The organism is Neobacillus sp. YX16 (assembly GCF_030123505.1).
In the GTDB taxonomy this organism is placed as follows: domain Bacteria; phylum Bacillota; class Bacilli; order Bacillales; family Cytobacillaceae; genus Neobacillus.
Genome location: NZ_CP126115.1, coordinates 949326 through 967774, shown reverse-complemented (window position 1 = coordinate 967774; position 18449 = coordinate 949326). Strand labels below are relative to the sequence as shown.

Annotated in this window: 11 protein-coding genes; 4 read left to right on the top strand and 7 right to left on the bottom strand. The window is 38.1% G+C overall.

Annotation, left to right across the window (positions count from 1 at the left end):
* Positions 1-138 precede the first annotated feature (138 nt).
* The 4 genes from QNH48_RS04740 (at position 139) to QNH48_RS04725 (ending at position 7677) form a co-directional block, all read left to right on the top strand.
* Positions 139-918 (top strand): AraC family transcriptional regulator, encoded by a 780-nt coding sequence (locus QNH48_RS04740; protein WP_283953986.1) that lies wholly within the window; start codon positions 139-141, stop codon positions 916-918.
* A 156-nt stretch (positions 919-1074) separates the two neighbouring features.
* Positions 1075-3237, top strand: coding sequence for a glycoside hydrolase family 3 N-terminal domain-containing protein (locus QNH48_RS04735; protein ID WP_283953985.1), 2163 nt, complete (start codon positions 1075-1077; stop codon positions 3235-3237).
* A gap of 19 nt (positions 3238-3256) precedes the next feature.
* On the top strand, positions 3257-6598 hold the full coding sequence (locus QNH48_RS04730) for a GH36-type glycosyl hydrolase domain-containing protein (RefSeq protein ID WP_283953984.1): 3342 nt from the start codon (positions 3257-3259) through the stop codon (positions 6596-6598).
* Positions 6599-6705: 107 nt separating this feature from the next.
* A complete protein-coding gene (locus QNH48_RS04725) occupies positions 6706-7677 on the top strand; it encodes a LacI family DNA-binding transcriptional regulator (RefSeq protein ID WP_283953983.1) in 972 nt (323 codons plus the stop codon).
* Between the two features lie 82 nt (positions 7678-7759).
* Here QNH48_RS04725 and QNH48_RS04720 read toward each other — a convergent pair whose 3' ends face one another.
* From QNH48_RS04720 to QNH48_RS04690, 7 genes are all read right to left on the bottom strand, one after another.
* Positions 7760-8512 (bottom strand): ankyrin repeat domain-containing protein, encoded by a 753-nt coding sequence (locus QNH48_RS04720; protein WP_283953982.1) that lies wholly within the window; start codon positions 8510-8512, stop codon positions 7760-7762.
* A 58-nt stretch (positions 8513-8570) separates the two neighbouring features.
* Positions 8571-9836, bottom strand: coding sequence for a hypothetical protein (locus tag QNH48_RS04715; RefSeq protein WP_283953981.1), 1266 nt, complete (start codon positions 9834-9836; stop codon positions 8571-8573).
* A 17-nt stretch (positions 9837-9853) separates the two neighbouring features.
* Positions 9854-12265 (bottom strand): beta-galactosidase, encoded by a 2412-nt coding sequence (locus QNH48_RS04710; RefSeq protein ID WP_283953980.1) that lies wholly within the window; start codon positions 12263-12265, stop codon positions 9854-9856.
* Between the two features lie 70 nt (positions 12266-12335).
* Positions 12336-13286, bottom strand: a complete 951-nt coding sequence (locus tag QNH48_RS04705) for a carbohydrate ABC transporter permease (RefSeq protein ID WP_206021590.1) — start codon at positions 13284-13286, stop codon at positions 12336-12338.
* 16 nt (positions 13287-13302) lie between these two features.
* Entirely contained in the window at positions 13303-14163 is an 861-nt protein-coding gene (locus QNH48_RS04700) for a carbohydrate ABC transporter permease (RefSeq protein ID WP_283953979.1), read from the bottom strand.
* A 2-nt stretch (positions 14164-14165) separates the two neighbouring features.
* Positions 14166-16424, bottom strand: coding sequence for a DUF5696 domain-containing protein (locus QNH48_RS04695; protein WP_283953978.1), 2259 nt, complete (start codon positions 16422-16424; stop codon positions 14166-14168).
* On the bottom strand, positions 16417-18438 hold the full coding sequence (locus tag QNH48_RS04690; protein ID WP_283953977.1) for a YIP1 family protein: 2022 nt from the start codon (positions 18436-18438) through the stop codon (positions 16417-16419). Before QNH48_RS04690 ends, QNH48_RS04695 begins: the two co-directional genes overlap by 8 nt.
* Between the last annotated feature and the right edge of the window lie 11 nt (positions 18439-18449).

The following is an 18449-nucleotide window of genomic DNA, read 5'->3' as shown; positions in this document are numbered from 1 at the left end:
GTCAGCCAGTAAAAACTTTCACTCCTATAACCTTACTTATTTGATTACATCATAAATCCTGTGTTTACAAATAAACATAGATGATATAATTAAAACATCTACTATTTTGCTATTTTTCTTTATTTCAAGGAGGGAATTATGAAAACCAATATATTTTTTTGCGGCTATTCCTATCATACTAATGGATATCATTCACAACACAAATCCGGGTATCCAGCTTATCTATTCCGCCTGCAAACGGAAGGTCTTAGTGAAGTAGTGGTGAAGGGAAGAAAAGTGGAATTTAAGAAAGGTGACCTTTTGATTATAGAACCTGGTGATCATTATGAACTGCTGGTCAAAGAGGGGCAAAACTGCGGGGACTATCACTTAGGATGTGAAGGGTCATGGATTGACGCATGGTGGCGCAGTTCTGACATAGATAATATTTCTCAAATTGGAATTGATGACAAATTGCTGACTTTATGGCGTCAAATCATGATGGAAAAGCGCCGTCCATCTTCCAGCCAAAACGAAGAGCTGACCGGCTATTTGCTGCGAGCGCTCTGTTTATATTTAGAACGTGCAGCAAACGAAACGGTACCATCCTTTATCTACCCATATTCGGTGTCGCGAATGATGCGTTATATTGAAGAACACGCCACTACCGCTTTTAAACTAGAGGATGTGGCACGACATGCTGGTCTTAGCGTTTCTCGATCTGTGCATCTTTTTAAAAGTCATGTCGGGAAAACAATCATTGAATATGCACATGAAATTCGGCTTTCCGCAGCAATCGAACGGATGAAGTATACTACTATGACACTCGAGCAGATAGCTGATGATTGCGGATTCGGCAGCTATCCTTATTTTCACAGGGTATTTCATAAAAAATATGGCGTAGCTCCCGGAGTTTACAGACGTCTGGATATGGAGTAGCTGTTTTCTAATTCTTTATCAATGTCTTTTAATCTTGCAATAAAAACGTTTCGATTTTTCATTGACTCTCTTTTTGAAAGCGTTTATAATCCAATTATAATTTCTATTGAAACGTTTCAATTGGTTTAAAGAACATTATAAAAATGGAGGAGAAAAATGGTGGAACAACAATTGAATGAAATAATTCAGAAAATGACTTTAAACGAAAAGATTGGCCAACTGCTTCAGTTAGCAACACCCTTCTTTAAAGGAGCATCCGATAAAGGCGAGATAACTGGACCAATGACAGGGATGGGAATTACTGATGAAGTCTCACAAAATTGTGGTTCGGTCTTGGGTGCCTCAGGTGCAAGAGAAGTTATGAACATTCAAAAAGCCCATTTAGAGGAAAATCGTCTCGGGATTCCTTTATTAATGATGGCCGATATTGTTCACGGATTTAAAACGATTTTCCCTGTACCTCTAGCAATTGGTTGTTCTTGGGACCTGGACCTAGCTGAAAAGAGTGCTGAGATTGCAGCTAAAGAGGCTGCAGTTTCTGGGGTTCATGTTACATTTGCTCCTATGGTTGACATAGTTCGTGATCCACGTTGGGGCAGGGTCATGGAGTCTACTGGAGAAGATCCTTATTTAAATAGTCTATTTGCTCGTGCATTTGTTCGAGGATTCCAAGGAACGAATTTAGCGAATGACCAAAATCGTGTAGCTGCATGTGTTAAACACTTTGCAGCTTATGGAGCGCCTGAAGGTGGACGTGAATATAACACTGTTGATATGTCGGAAAGACAACTGCGTGAGTCATACTTACCACCATATAAAGCCGCCTTAGATGAAGGCTGTGAAATGGTAATGACTGCTTTTAACACCGTAGATGGTATCCCTGCTACAGGAAATAAAAAGTTAATGCGCAATTTGCTTCGTGATGAATGGGGATTTGACGGAGTCATGATTTCCGACTGGGGTGCGGTCAAGGAGTTAATTCCGCATGGTATAGCTGAAGATTCCTCAGAAGCTGCTGTAAAAGCTCTTCAAGCTGGTGTGGACATTGAAATGATGACGACATGCTACGTAGATAACTTAAAGCAGCTTGTGGAAAGTGGCACTATAGAAGAAACACTAATTGATGAAGCGGTTCTTCGAATTTTGAAATTAAAACAAAAATTAGGATTATTTGAAAATCCATATCGTGGTGCAGATGAAAAACGTGAGCAAGAATATATTCTATCTGAGGGTCATCGCAGGGCAGCACGAGAAGTAGCGACAAAGTCATGTGTACTATTAAAGAATCAATCCGTTCTTCCATTAAATAGGCACCAGAAAATCGCGTTAATTGGTCCTTTTGCTCAAAATGGTGATATTTTAGGCCCTTGGTCATGGCAAGGTTCTTATGAGGAAGCCGTTAAAATGGACGAAGGTATAAAAATGAAACTTGACCCTTCTTTGCTTACAGTCGCAAAAGGCTGTGACATTGAAACAGGTACTGAAAATGAAATGAATATGGCATTAAATGTGGCAAGCGAAGCAGATGTTATTATCCTTGCTTTAGGTGAAAGTTCAGCAATGAGCGGAGAAGGTGGCAGTAGAGCTGATATTTGTTTACCAGAAATTCAACTCCAATTGATTGCCGAAGTGAAAAAACTGCAAAAACCAATAGTAGCTGTATTATTTAATGGTCGTCCTCTCGATTTACATGGTGTGATCGATCAAGCAGATGCAGTGTTAGAAGCTTGGTATCCAGGAACAGAAGGTGGAGCAGCGATTGCTGATTTACTATTTGGTGATGCCAATCCATCTGGTCGATTGTCCATGACATTCCCATATTCAGTCGGACAAGTTCCAGTATATTACAATCATTTTAATACTGGCCGCCCGAAAACTTCTGAAGAATATGTGCGGTATGTATCACACTATCTGGATATTCCGAATGAACCTTTACTTCCATTTGGATTTGGTTTAAGCTATACCACCTTCTCATACACCGATGCATCGTTGTCGGCAGAGAGTATGAATTCTGAACAAGCTATTACTCTATCTGTAAGCATAACGAATACCGGCAATGTTGCTGGAGAAGAAGTCGTACAGCTATATATACGTGACGTTGCAGGAGAAATTGTCCGACCTGTAAAGGAATTGAAAGCGTTTAAAAAGATTTTGTTAGAGCCGAATGAAACGAAAGAAGTTTCCTTCACAATCACAGAAGAACAACTTCGATACCATCATGAGAACCTTCAGTTTACAAGTGATGCTGGTACGTATATCGCATATGTTGGTCGAAACAGCCAAGATGTATCCGCTCTTACTTTTAAATTAGTAAAATAGTAAACTAGAGGTGAAAAACATGTTAAAAGCAAAAAAGTCAACATTGCAGATACAATCAGGGGACTTGTCCTTTTCGTTTATAAATAGTGGTGATGTAGCTTCTATCACCTTTAAACACGTCATGATCAACCAAATCATTGGTAATCCGATCGATGGATCCTTAAATAACCTTTATTTAAGACTTCATAAAAATAATGAAATAATGATTGTTCCGCTCCTAGGAGTCAAATCTGAAAGCACCGTACACTATTCTGATTCTCACATATCTTGGGAAGGAAAAGTGGAGCAGGTAATTTATATGGTCACATTTAGGCTGTCTGATAAAGGCATTTGGTTCTGGGAAGTAAATGTCGAAGGAACAGATGTAGAAATAGATGTGATCTATGGACAAGATCTAGGTCTTGCTGATATGGGGGCTGTTCGATCAAATGAATCATATATGGCTCAATATATTGATCACACTGTATTTGAAGATGCTTCTCGAGGGTATGTGGTTTGTTCCCGCCAAAACCAACCTCAATCAGCAGGATTCCCTTATTTACAACAGGGTTCCTTATCAAAGACAGTAGCTTATTCAACAGATGGTTTCCAATTTTTTGGTCTTTCTTATAAAGAAACAAACCAACCAGAAATATTAACAAAGTTATCGCTTGAGAATGAAGTATACCAATATGAATTTGCTTATACTGCCCTTCAATCTGAACGTGTTCATTTGAGTGGGTCAAAGCAATTTGTTTTCTATGGTCTCTTTAAAGACACCCACCAAGAAGTGATCAACACATTAGAGTTTGAAGAAGAACTTATGGATGCCTGGGATCAAGTTAAAGAATTAAACCCATCTTCTGCTACTATCGATGAAGTTAGGATTTCCCCTATTATTGGTGAGCCGTTAAAAACTTTATCGATGGAAAAAAACGAAATTGAGCAACTTTTCCCGAACCGTCATCAAGAGGAATGGGAAGGAGATAACCTACTTTCTTTCTTCACTGACAAGTATGAGCATGTTGTTTTAAAAGAAAAGGAACTGCTTGTTGAACGACCGCATGGCCATATTATTATGACTGGTCAAAATGGCAAGATGAAAGAGAATATCATTACCACCACTTCTTATATGTACGGAGTGTTTAATGCCCAACTTGTTGTCGGCAATACTTCAATGAATAAAATGATAACAAATACTAGAAATGCATTAAACATCCTGAAAACATCTGGCCAGCGGATTTATATTGAAATGGAAGGCGTATTTCAACTGCTTACTATGCCTTCAATGTATGAAATGGGCTTTAACTATGCACGTTGGTATTACAAAACAGCTGAAGAAACACTAATCATTACGAATTTCACGACTGTGGATACACCAGAAGTACTGTTGCATGTACGTTCTTTAAGCGGTAAATCCTATCGTTATCTTGTGTCAAACCAAGTGTCCATGAACAATAATGAATACGTTGTACCATTCCATATGGAAATAGATGATCAAACCATTACGTTCCGTGCTGATTCTGGAGCGGATAGTGCTAAAGCTTATCCAAATCTTACTTATCGTATTCAAGTTTCTGGTTCAGATTATAATGTGAGTGATGAACAGAAGTTTGGAGAAAATCTGATTCCTCAATCGGCTTCATTGGTTGTATTAGAATTAAGCGAAACTCCTGAATGGGAAATCACTGTTCAAGGACTTCTCCATGGAGAAACAATCCCATTTGTTAAACGCAAAGCGGAAATCGAAATTGAAACTTACCGAGAAGTCTATCGCAAGATAATGAAAGGTTTCAAGCTTTCTAAAAACGAAAACACACCTGCTGAACTTGAAAAGGTAAATGCTTTAACTTGGTGGTATACGCACAATATGTTAGTCCACTACTCTGTACCACATGGTCTTGAGCAATACGGTGGAGCAGCCTGGGGAACACGTGATGTGTGCCAAGGCCCAACAGAATATTTCATGGCAACTCAGAATTACGATGCCGTACGTGAAATTATTAAAACCGTCTTCTCACACCAGTATGAAGAAACTGGAAATTGGCCTCAATGGTTTATGTTTGATAACTATGTAACTATTCAAGCTCACGAATGCCATGGTGATATTATCGTGTGGCCGTTAAAAATGCTTAGTGATTATTTAACGGTAACAAATGATTTTAGTATTTTAGAAGAACATGTACCCTATACATCTAAGAAAACGTACACGTTCACTGAAAATATCGCTTCTATTTTAGAACATGCAAAAAAAGAGATTGGCTATATTAAAGACAATTTCCTTCACGATACGTATTTGTCTTCCTATGGTGATGGTGATTGGGACGATACACTTCAACCAGCCAACGCACAGTTGAAACAATTCATGGTAAGCAGCTGGACCGTTTCTTTAACCTACCAAGTGATGAATCAACTATCCAAAGTAATGGAAAAAGTAGATTCTGTTATTGCATATGAATTAAGAACATTAGCAACTGGTATCGAAGCTGATTTTAATAAGTATATTTTGCAGAATGAAATCATCCCTGGGTTCGTTTATATGGAGAATCCAGAAGAAGCAGAATTGATGCTTCATCCAACTGATTCAAAAACAGGTATTAACTATCGCTTATTACCAATGACGCGAAGCATGATTAGCGAGTTATTAACACCTGAGCAAGCAGAGACACATTATCAAATCATCAAAGAAAAGCTCCTTTGCCCTGATGGTGTTCGTTTAATGAACCGACCTGCTAAGTATACAGGTGGAATAAGCACACACTTCAAGCGTGCCGAGCAGGCAGCCAATTTCGGTCGAGAAATTGGTCTGCAATATGTTCATGCTCATATCCGTTTTGTTGAAGCGATGGCAAAGCTAGGAAAAGTAGATGAGGCTTGGAATGGGCTGCAGGTTATTAACCCCATTGGTATTCAAGCTGTTGTTCCAAATGCAGAAATTCGCCAAAGTAATGCTTATTTCAGTAGCTCAGACGGAAAGTTCAACACCCGTTATGAAGCACAGGAACGTTTTGATGAATTACGAAAAGGTACCGTTCAGGTAAAAGGAGGATGGCGAATCTATTCTAGTGGACCAGGAATCTATATGAATCAACTAATTTCTAATTGCTTGGGGATTCGCTTTGAAGCAACAGATTTAGTTATTGATCCAGTGTTACCACAACATTTTGATGGATTAAAATTCGAATTTATGGTTAATGACTTCCTTGTTATGTTTGTCTATCATTTAACAAATCAGGAAGAAAAAAGAGTTGTGATTAATGGACAGGTCACGAAGCTGGAGTCTCTATCTAACCGTTATCGTAAAGGTGGAGTTCGTGTTAATCAGCAAGAACTCGAACAACACTTAAACAACAACGAAAATGTAATTGAAATATTTATGTAGTTATGACCGGCGGTTAACCATACCGCCGGCTTTTTTGGAATGAAACTTTTACTTATTGTTATAATGGATTATATAATAGAAGTATATGAATGTTAGGAGAACAAGTTATGGTCAATATAAAGGATATTGCAAAAATAGCTGGTGTTTCCATTTCTACAGTTTCCTACGCACTGAATGGAAGCTCAAAAGTAACAAAAGAAACCTCAGAGAGAATTTTAGCGATTGCAAAAGAGTTGAACTACATACCTAATGCAGCTGCAAGAACACTTAAGAAGAGGCAAACAAAAATTATTGGTGCATTTTTAACAGAATTTAGTGGGGCCTTTTATGGGGAACTCCTCAAAGGTATGAGAGAAACTCTTTCTCATAATGGTTATGATTTAATCGTCTGCAGCGGTGAACACTCCCACCGATTTCTGCCAGAACGTATGATTGATGGAGCCATTATTTTGGATGAAACGTTTTCCAATGAAGAACTAATAAGATATGCAGACCTCGGGAATAAATTAGTTGTACTTGATCGAGAAATAAATCACCCTGCCATCAAGCAAGTGCTGCTTGATAATAAAGGCGGCGCTAAATTAGCCATTCAACACTTAGTTGATAAAGGATTTTCCGAAATTATTATCCTAACAGGCCCCGAGGGCTCATACGATTCCAACCAACGTCTATTTTCTGCTAGGGAAGTAGGCAAAGATTTAACCATTATTGAATTGGATGGCGACTTCACAAAGTCCACAGGCGAACTAGCAGCTGAGAAATTGGTCCGTGACTATAAACATCCAGTTGCAGTCTTTTGTTTAAATGATGAAATGGCAATTGGGATGTACAATTATTTAGCTAAGACCCCCTATCGTATCGGTGAACACTTCCATATTATTGGATTTGATAACATTGAGGTTTCCCATTATTTACAGCCGCGCCTGACAACGATTGATTATTCAAAGCAAGAATGGGGTGCATTGGCTTCTGAGCAATTATTGAAATTAATTGAGAATCACCCCTTTGATAACAAACAGATATTTGTGACTTTATTTGAAGGCGAGTCAGTCAAAAGCAATAGTTATGGTCATAATTAAGGGAAAAGCAGGAACGCCAATTGACGTTCCTGCTTCTTTTTAGTTGAAGAAACCTTTAATGTATTGAAAACTACCGAATTAATCATTCTAGATCAGCGGCGGTATTAGCACCTCGACTCCGCAACCACTCAACTAGTTCGTAGGCATTACTACGATGTGCAGTATCGAGGGGGGTAAGCTTGTCGTAGCCAATCCAATTAATGTCAGCATCGTGCTCGAGGAGGTATTCCGCTGTAGTCTTCTGCCCTCCGTGACATGCACACCAGAAGGCCTCGGTAATCTCGTTTGGATTGGGAATAGCACTTCCCTTAAAGTATTCTTTTACGTGATTCAATAGCCCGAGCGCAGCAGCGTGCCAAAGCTTAGTCTTTGCACCACATTCGACTAGTCTTCGTGCTGCATTCCACTGCCCGAATGCCACCGCATCGTCTAACGGCGTACCACCGGCTATGACAGCCCCAGGAGCTTCAATGTCGGCACCAGCTTCTAGAAGAGCATCAATCACTTCAACGTCATCACTGCTTGCCGCCCAATGAAGTGGTGTTTCGGTGTGTGGACCGGTGAACCGAGCGTTCACCTCAGCACCGGCATTAAGCAACACGCCCACTATCTTCGCGCCATTGGGAAAGTGACCAGGCCAGTCGGTTACAATATGGAGCAGAGTGCGTGACATTCCAAAGCTGTTACACTTTTCATCATAGTCTCTTCTTACAATTCTCGCTGTGACTAGACCAGGATTTTCAGCAAGCAGACGTTCCAACGATAGGACATCCCCCGTATGGATCGCCTTGACAACGGCGACAGCCAGCATATCATCTTCAAAAATAAAGTCCATATCTATCTCTCCTCGCAATTTATATAAGTCTCATTGTATTTATGGAGCTTTATATAAATTATTTTACAAGGCGCTCTGTAAAGAAGGACATACCTCGTTTAAAAGCAGTTAACCCATACAGCATGGAACTCCAGTCAATTAGCGTAACCTTCGTTGGGTACCAACGATTTGGCTGCTCAAGATGCCACCACGAATATCGATGCAATCCATACTTATAAGCTGCTCTAAACCTCATCTCATCCTCTTTATCTTCCGGATTGGTATAGACATCATAGGGAATATGTAGACGATATAAGGCATATAAATCATAAATTCCAGCAGGGTATACAGGTAGGAACCCAGCTACAATGTAAGCAGAAGCAATATCATGTGGTGAATCATTAATTTTATCGGCATGGTAGCCTCCGTGTAATCCGTCATTCGGACCGGCTCCATATCCCCATACATAAGATCCAACATCATTTAATTCCTTCCATTTCAAGCGATCAGCCATACAAGCATTCTGATAGAACTCTCGATATATTGGACTTGTAGCATATTCTGGGACAAGGTAAAATGGAAATTGATGTACAAAGGATGACAAGAATGCTTTTGCATCATGATCCGTAAGAACAGGAATATCGCGATAATGGATTTGAGGTAAATTGCTGATTTGCTCTTCCGCAAAATTATTGTTCCATAAATCTTGGATATCCTGGTCTTCAGGCTGACACAATAATGCAAGATATGAGACCATTACATACTCATTGTAGGCAGGAAGTGGAAGCGTACCTTTTCCATCCTTCACCACCATATTGATGACACCTTTCTCTTTATCATTCACGACGACACTCCAGTCGATTGATTGTAAAAGCTTTTGAGCCAATTCATCAATCTGAGGAGCCCTATCTTTAAAGTGCTGCCCAGCAAAAAGTGCTCCAGCTACTAACAATGAAGTATCAATTGTTGATATCTCCGAATGGAGGTTTTCACCTGTTTCCATATCAACGAAATGTGCAAAAAATCCGGTTGCAGTGTCACGTGCTATTTGGCAGCCTTCCACCTCACCGAGGCAAGCCCGCAAAGTAAGCAATGCCTTCTCTGCGGCTTCCTCATCCCATCCCTCCATATCCGCTACAGCAAGACTAATTAGTCCTACCCCTGTAGCAGCAATAGAGCATCGGTAATCAGGATTTTCTCCGAAGGTCATATAGGCATCAGCATATAAACCTGTTCTTGAGTGACGACAAGCATCAAACAACGCATACGAATCTTGATACTGACGATCGAAAAAGTCTTTTACATTAGCTGGGAGTTCCTTATAAAAGTCTGTTACTAAAGTCATTACATATCTCCTCTCACTTACTTGAAATAGATGGTTAGAGCGTCATCAACCTTTGCGTGCTTCTGACTATTAACCAGTGTTAATTCTCCTATCTTCACAATGGAATAGTTCTCATTAGGTGCAATTTCCTTGGTAGTTTCAAATGCAATAACATCCTGACTTTGCGTTAAACGGAACTGAATAGCATTTTCAGTAAATTTTGTAATTTCGGCTGTGGAGTATACAATCTTACCTTCATTTATCAATAGATTGACAGGTAACATCACTCCATCTTTACTTTGAAGAGTAATCGACTTACCGCCAAATAAAGCTTCGCCGTTATCATAAATTTTCAGTTCTTTATTAAAACCATCAAGATTTAATATATGGATAAATCTCTCACCTTCATGATTTGAAGTGGATGTCATAAAGATTCCGTGTTCCTTACAATCATGGGTGAGCTTCGCTTTTGCACCGAGCTTTTCAAATCCTTCTTTAAAGAATGCGATATCACATGAATAGGCAGCGGCCATTACAATTGCACGTCCATCGCCGACTGCCACATCGAATGAACAAACTTCATCATTTCCATAAACCTTCAGTAACGGCACAGCATGACTGATTTCAAATGTTTGTGCAAAATGACTCCTTACTTCAGGCCGTGGTGCTGCCCAGTTTTCAGCGTAAAGAGACAGAAAATGTCTATGTGAGTCTCTATAGATTCCTTTTGGTTTAACCCCAAAAGCATCTGCAAGAATCGTGCATTCTTTACCTTCCATATCAAACAGAGGAACTTCTCCATATAAGAAAATGCATCCTCCTTCGTACATATAATCAACAAGCTTTCTTTGGATTTCACTATCCATGTACCTAGCGGAAGGGAGTGCTAATACAGGTATTTCACTAGCTGATAAAGGCTTGTTCTGGATATCAACTGACCCGAAACGATAGCCTGAAAGAAGCATTGATTTACCCATTATCTCCCATGCCCCTCTATTACGATTGGCTTCAATGTTTGAAAGAATTTCTCTCATTTTTTCACTATGAGGATAATGGTACTCAGTCATGTAATAATCAGGGATAAACGCAAATGCTACATCATCGCGTTCTTCATCCATTACAGCTATTTTGTCTGAAACGGCCATCATCGTTTTGATCGCTCTCGCCATACGCGGGAAAGTATAGTTAAGCTCCCCTTCAGGACTTACAGGTGCTGCAAAACCATGACGTTCTCCTGTGCTTGCAATCCTATCGTTTCCGTCTCCTACTTTTTGATCAAGACGATAATTTCTGCCTCCTGTTAACAAGTAATAGTTCAACAAGCGATTTCCTTGAGCAATGCACATTCTTGTTTTAAAGTCAGCCGCAGATACGTCATACCGTGAACCTAAGTTATTACCAAAATTACCATCCCCACAGTTGAATTCAACTGAAGTCAATGGCTGGTCCGGGTTATGGACTGCATCCATGAAACCGTTGATGATATATAAGTCTTGAAAGGTTACGATATCTAGATCACCAAAATAAATATCTGAACCTGATAGATATCCAGGTGCTTGTGTATAGGATTCATATAGCTGGCTTATACCAATTGGATAAGTAAATCCGCGGCCACCGCCGGTTCCATGAATATTAACGACAAATGGGATGTCTTTCACACCGAATTCTTCTGCAAATCCTCTAAGAGTATCTACATATTGAGCAAAACGGTGTCTCATATAGTAACCGATATCCTTCATTAATTCAGCCGCATACTCTTCTTTAGGTGATCGGATTGCATTGTTTCTTCCTTCTTTTTCATTTAGATTAAATGGATAACGAGAAGTAAGTGTCTCTTCATCGTATCGATTCAATAACCAAATCGAAAACTCATCAATAACAAAATCGGTTAAATCTGGACAATTACTTACCCAAGAAAGCATCCCAATTTCATTATCAAGCTGGAATGCAATGATGTTCCCGCCGTTCGTATGTAATCTAGGTGTTACAATTTCCATAAGAGCCTTGTACCAATTACGAACCTCTTTTAAAAATCCAGGCGCATTGTAGTCTAGGGTTGGCGTTGTAGCAGGATTATTATCCCAACAAATCGGAATAATTTCTGGATGTTTATCATAAACCCAGTATGGGATTCCTTCGTTTTTCATCTCAGCCATAATAAATGGACCAGGCCTGACAAAAAAGTATAAATCGTTTTCCTCGCAAAGCTCTATGAATCCTTCTAAATCTAACTCTGGGCGTATTTTCCCATGTAAATCTACTTCCCCTTCTACGGGTTCATGAAGGAGCCACGGAACATAAGTCGCGACTGCATTACAGCCAGAAAGTTTTAATTTATCAATCCTGTCCTGCCAATCATTTCGGTCAAGACGGTAGTAATGAATTTCTCCACACATAATGATTTGAGGCTTACCATCGATAATGATTTGTTTATTTTGAATTTCAATCATAACGCACCCTGCCTTTCATCTATTTTCGTTTTGTAACAATTATAAAGGGTGGTAAAACCACCCTTTATTTTTATTCACCTGTAATACCAGAACGGTCTACTCCTTCAACAAACCAACGTTGAGTAATAAAATAAACAATCAGTAGAGGAAGGATTGATAAAATAGTCCCCGCCATCTTAATTCCTTCGTTCAGTTGATTTCCCTCTAGCCCCATCTCTGCTGGGAACATTTTTTCATAGGTTGCAACAAACTTTTGCAGCTGCAGGGGTAAAGTGGTTAGAGCATCACCAAAATAAATCGCTGCAAGATATGTTTCATTCCAATACCATACAAACGAAAATAGAAATGAAATAATGATGGCTGGAACCGCCATTGGAAGAGCAATGGTAAAGAATATTCGAAAATGACCTGCACCATCGATTTGAGCAGCTTCCTCAAGTGCTTTTGGTACCATTCTAAAAAACTGATAAAAAATCAGGATAAATATAGCACTATTCAATCCTTGTCCAAAAGCAGCGGGAAGCATAAAGGCCTTCAGACTTCCAAGGATATTCAATTCATTAAAAAATAGATATCTTGGAATCATCGTGACTTGAGGAGGAATAATAAAAGTTGCTAGGACTAGAACAAAAAGAACCTTTTTCCCAGGGAATTCAAATCGCGCTAATCCATAGCCAATAACCGCTGCAACAGCTGTCTGTGCTATAGCAGGTAGAACCGTCACATACAATGTTTCCATAAGTGTTGAAAAGAAATTAAGTACATGATTAGCTTTGGTGTAATTATCTAAATAAAATTGAGTTGGAATCCAATTGACCATTGGATTTAAAAGATCATCTAGGCTTTTGAAACTAAATATCCCCATATAAATTACTGGAAACAAATACACAAACCCAATTCCTACCAGCAATCCATAGACTAGGACTTTAAATAGCAAGCCGTCAGTCCCTTGCATTCCAAGAAAAAACCGTTTTGTTTTTAAATAATATTTATCAAGCTGCTGCGTTTTAGAGTTTTGCACTTTGAACCCTTCCTTTTTAATTGTAATTTTTCTTCCCCTTTAACGTCATTGCTCCTACACTTAAAACGAGCGCTAGTGCAATTATGAGAAAGTAAATCCAGGACAGTGCCGATGCGTATCCAAAACCAGTATCAACTTTAAACATGTTTGTCTGGATATGCTCAATAATCGGATTCAAAGAAAACATCGAATACATAACAATTGTATAAATGGTGTTAACAATAATCATTGGGAATAAACTTGGAAGTGTCACTTTCCAAAATGACTCCCAATTTGAGGCGCCATCAATTTTCGCAGCTTCATAGATTTGCTTATCCATCTTTTGTAATGCTGCAATAAAAATTAGTATTTGTACTCCAGAAAACCAAAGAATCATAATCAAATTTTTAATGAGATACAAAAGTATCCCATTCAAAAAGCCATCCGGACTAGCAGTGAGTGCTTGATAGATCGCGTATTTCTCTATCGTTGGAATCGTCGTTATTCCCTGATCGATAAGCTCCTTCATTACTGGACCGCTGGCAATGATAACCGGGAGGAAAAAAATAGTTCGAAACATTCCTCGGAATTTGATTTTCTGATTAAGAAGCAGAGCAATAATTAATGAAAATACAATGATAATGGGAACAGAAATAATCATTTCTTCAAGGTACTTCGTTAATCGTTCAGTAAAGATCGCATCGACAACAAATGCATATTGAAAGTTTTCAAATCTAATAAACTCAGTTTGAATTCCACTTGTAGTAATCTTCACTTTTTGAAAGCTTAAAAATAAAGAATATAATAGAGGAAAAGCGGTAAAAATTGCAAACCCTATTATCCATGGTGATACAAATAACAGTCCTACTAAACTATTTTTTGTCTTTAACCCTTTCACCGCTATTCCCCCCTCTCAATCACAGCAAAGTCTTGTGCCTGCACCTGAATTCCATGTGCACTATATGGCGAGTCTGTATAATTCACAATGATCATCTTTCCATTGGAATAAGAAACTTCCACAACTCCAGCTTTCGGAATTTCCCTTGCTGTAATCGCTGCACCTTCTACTTGTCCAAGACTTTCTTCAATCATTTTATATTGTTCAACAATTTCATCTTTCCAAAGATCAAATTCAGAAGTATAGACACCATTAGATGGTGTTTTCTTCAATAAATGCGACGGTTGATCGGTTAATAAGAAAGATGGATATGCTCCATATTCAATCATCCTTAGCACATCCTCCGAGGGATTAGCATTGAAATTAGAAAATGGTGCGAAATAAGGGATATACCCCTTTAAGACGATTTGTAAGAAAGGGACGGTATCTGTTTCAAAAACATAGTTTGATGAATACATTGGTATGTCCAAATAACGATTTGTCTGTTTCCATGTATATACATTCGGCTCATATAGAGCAACATTCCCCATCTTTTTGTTAAATTCATGAATAAGTTCATTATAGGTATCTATCGTTTGCATACGATCTGAAGATGAACTCTTATTATAATCAGAAAACAGTGTAAAGCCAGTCGAATCTATCGCAAGATTGGATATTCCATTTTTACTGTAATTCTCAATGTCATCCTTGGCCATCTCCAAAGATTTCAAAGGAGACAGATAAAATACTTTCTCTTTTCCTTCTAAGAGTGAGATTGTCTCGGAACTTATTTTCTTAGCTACGTCCTTACTTCCTGAATATCCAGATGCACCTTCATATGCTTTTGTATAGTCAGTATAAAAATAGAGTGGTATGTTGTCCTTTTTTAATGCAGCGGTTGTATCTTGAACATCATTTTTATTTCCCAGCTTTTTCTCAATCGGAAATTTAGTTGGCAGTGTTCCTGTTAAACCACCCTTTGTCCAGCCTTTATACACAACAAACATTTTATCCACTTTATTTTTTTTCAATTCTTTGGTGAATTGTGGGATTTGGTTAATTTCTGTCATCGGAATGACAGAATCCAAAATTAATCCCTCCTTTACTTCACCGCCAAGAATTTCAAGACGTACTTGAGACTTATCAACTTGTTTTTTCAATTGATCATTTTCTTCTAAATACTTTTGATATCTTTTAGCCATGCCAACATAATCAGCATCTGCATCTCTTAAAAACATATAACGGAGTGTAATATCAAAGTTATTTGCATTTTCTTGATATACATTAATTCCATTCATGCTCTTACTTGTCGGCTGGTAATATTCGTTCCGATAATGGAACTGAGAAGATACCCAGTTAAAATCAGTTGAAACCCCCGCTGGGTAAGCCACAACATCACCGTAAGTATATCCATCTTCAATAACTGTTAGGAAAGCATTTTGTTTTACTCCATGTACAGCGCCGAAAACAGGCATCTTGATTTGTTGGACTGGATAAACTTTTTCATTGACTTTTACCGTTTTCTTAAAACTTTCATCTTTTCCAAAGATGGAGCCAACAAATGGAGTATCTGCTTTTTTTCCACTCTTCTCATATCTAACTAAAGCACCACTGCCATCAGGCAAAAACATGTATCCATTCAAATCATTCTCGTTAACCGCCCCTAGGAACGGGTAAATCTTAATAGAAATCAGCTTCGTACGCTTATTTTCTTCAATCTTTTCTTTTGGGAGGGAAACTTGTAAACTATCATCCTCTAATTCTACATTTAATTGAAAGCTAACTTTCGCCTGATTCATAAACACTTTGGCAGTAAAACCATTTTTGGTCATTTCAATTTTAGGCTTGGAGTTGTTTGTCAATATGCTCTCGCTTCTTACCTTCCCTTTACGATCAGCATATTCCACTGTAATGGCGGACTGAATCATTTCTTCCCATGTTTTATTGATGCGATAGTTATCAGGATGATCGACTCCGGTATTCCAAACATATTGGGTTTGTTTATCCTGAATCTTTAAAGCGAGAGATTCTTTATTTACGTAAAGGATCAAGTTCTCATTTTCCGCAGCCTTTTCAAATCCTTCGAAAGATGGTGATTGTGTTGCTTGCTTCTCGTTTGATTTTTCTGGTTTAGTAAATTGAGCAGAACTATATTTCATTTCATCATGTTCATTCTCATTTAATACAGAAGGTTGTTCCGAATTTGATTTTTTGGTCGAATCCGCATTTGCATGAATGGGCAAAAGCATAATGGTAAGGGCAATTAATAATATCCTATACACGCATCATAACCTCCTTCATGATGGAATAGACAAAGTCATAGACTTGGTCAAATAAGACAAATACGATGAAAACAACAAGAATCATGATGGCCATACCAAACAAAGTAACAAAAATATTTCGTACCGTTTCTGAGAAGGTGTAATTGTGTATTTCCTGAATCATGATAAACAAAATGATTAAACACCAGACGTAAATAATACGGATTGAAAAAATGTAAATAAATGATTCATTATACGTCAGAACATTAGATAGGATGGTAATAGGAATAATGAATACGAGATAAGGAGCAAGTGAATAGATCGTCCCAATATAAATATCCTTAAATCTTCCTTCTCCATCATTAATAGTACTTACCATATAGTTAATCAATATAAATAGTAGAAGCGGAACAAAAACAATTAAAATTTCCACTAGTAAGCTTTTCTCACCTAGTCCATGGTACGAGAAAATAAATCCTGTTTGAAATTTTGCTATCAAATATTCAATAAATAAAATGATATAAAGAATCGTTGCAGACAAAACAGTAGCATACTGTTTTCGTTTTAAATAATAAAAGCTGTCAATCGGATGCTTAAAAAATTTAAATAAAAATAGTAATTCTGACAAAAGCTTTCTTGTTTTCAATTCATTCCAATTGTTTCTCGGTACATCCAATATTTTTCTCTTTTTATCAAGATATTTAATAAAATAATAGAGTACGATTAATCCGATCATTATGAGCAAAACGGAACTAAGATTTTCTTGCATCCACGCTTGTCGAACTTCCCAGAAAGCATCTGAATATCCATAAACATCCTCAGCAAATTTATATTCTTCTAAGGCTTTTTCATAGTCTTGCTGTTTATAATAGGATTTTCCCATTGCCGTATGGGCAAGTCCAAAAGAAGAGTTTAATTCCAAAACAGATTCCCAGTATTGCTGACTTTCTACATATAAGCCTTCTTTAAATAATGCAATTCCTTTATGAACTTGACCTGCAAAAGCAGTTGCCTCCAAAACCGTGATCATGCCGCGCTCTTTATCAGTTATGTAAAGCTTGCCATTTTGGTCAATCGTAATTCCAGTCGGTTGTTTAAATAATCCCAACCGGTTTGAACCATCATCTGTTCCTCCAAAAACGAACAACAAATTTCCGAAACTGTCAAATTCATGAATTTCTCCAGTGCTATTTAAGGTGAAAATGTTCCCATCTTTATCAACCGTGATATCTTGATAGGTTGAGTCCCAAGAGATAAACGGGTCGAGCATATTCTTTCCGGCCACATTTAGTTTTTTGATTACTTCATTTTCAGTTCCTTCCGTCACAGAATATATAAGTCCCTGTTTATCGAGTGCAATATTATCTGGGGCAGGTGGAGTTTTCATAAACATTTTAGATTTTTGAGTTTCCGTAGTAAGCAAGTTCTGAATAACTGACTTAAAGCTAATCTCAGTATTATTTACACCGTAATAACCTAAAAATGAACCATCCTGACTAAGCTGAATTATTCCATTCGTTGAACCTTCACTAATGACATAAAGATTTCCACGGCGGTCCACTCCAACCTTTTGTGGTTTATACGGAGATTTTTTTCCAAAAAGCGGAGAATCTGGTTTTCCGAATTCACCCTTAAGTTCCCCGCCCGAATTAAAACGGAAAACTTTTTCTTTTGCATAATCTGCTACAAAAATATCGCCATTATCGTCAACAAAAACCCCTGTTGGTTTCTCAAGTACACCTTCTCCAATTCGTGCTCGTATATTGCCGTTTTCATCAGCCATAATTACTTTTTTTGTTCCAGAATCGGCTATATAAATGAAACCATTTGTATCAGAAAAAATATCTTCAGGATTTACTACCTCTTCTCCTGATAAAAATTCACCAAGAGGTGTAAATGCTGTTTGTGTTTCAATTAATCCCCCATCAGATGATAATGTTTCTGTTTTATATGGAGCAGAAGCAAATGCAATTGATTGTAAGGGAAGCATTAATAATAAACCTAAGCATAATATAACTCTAATGAAATGCTGCATGTCCCTCCCCC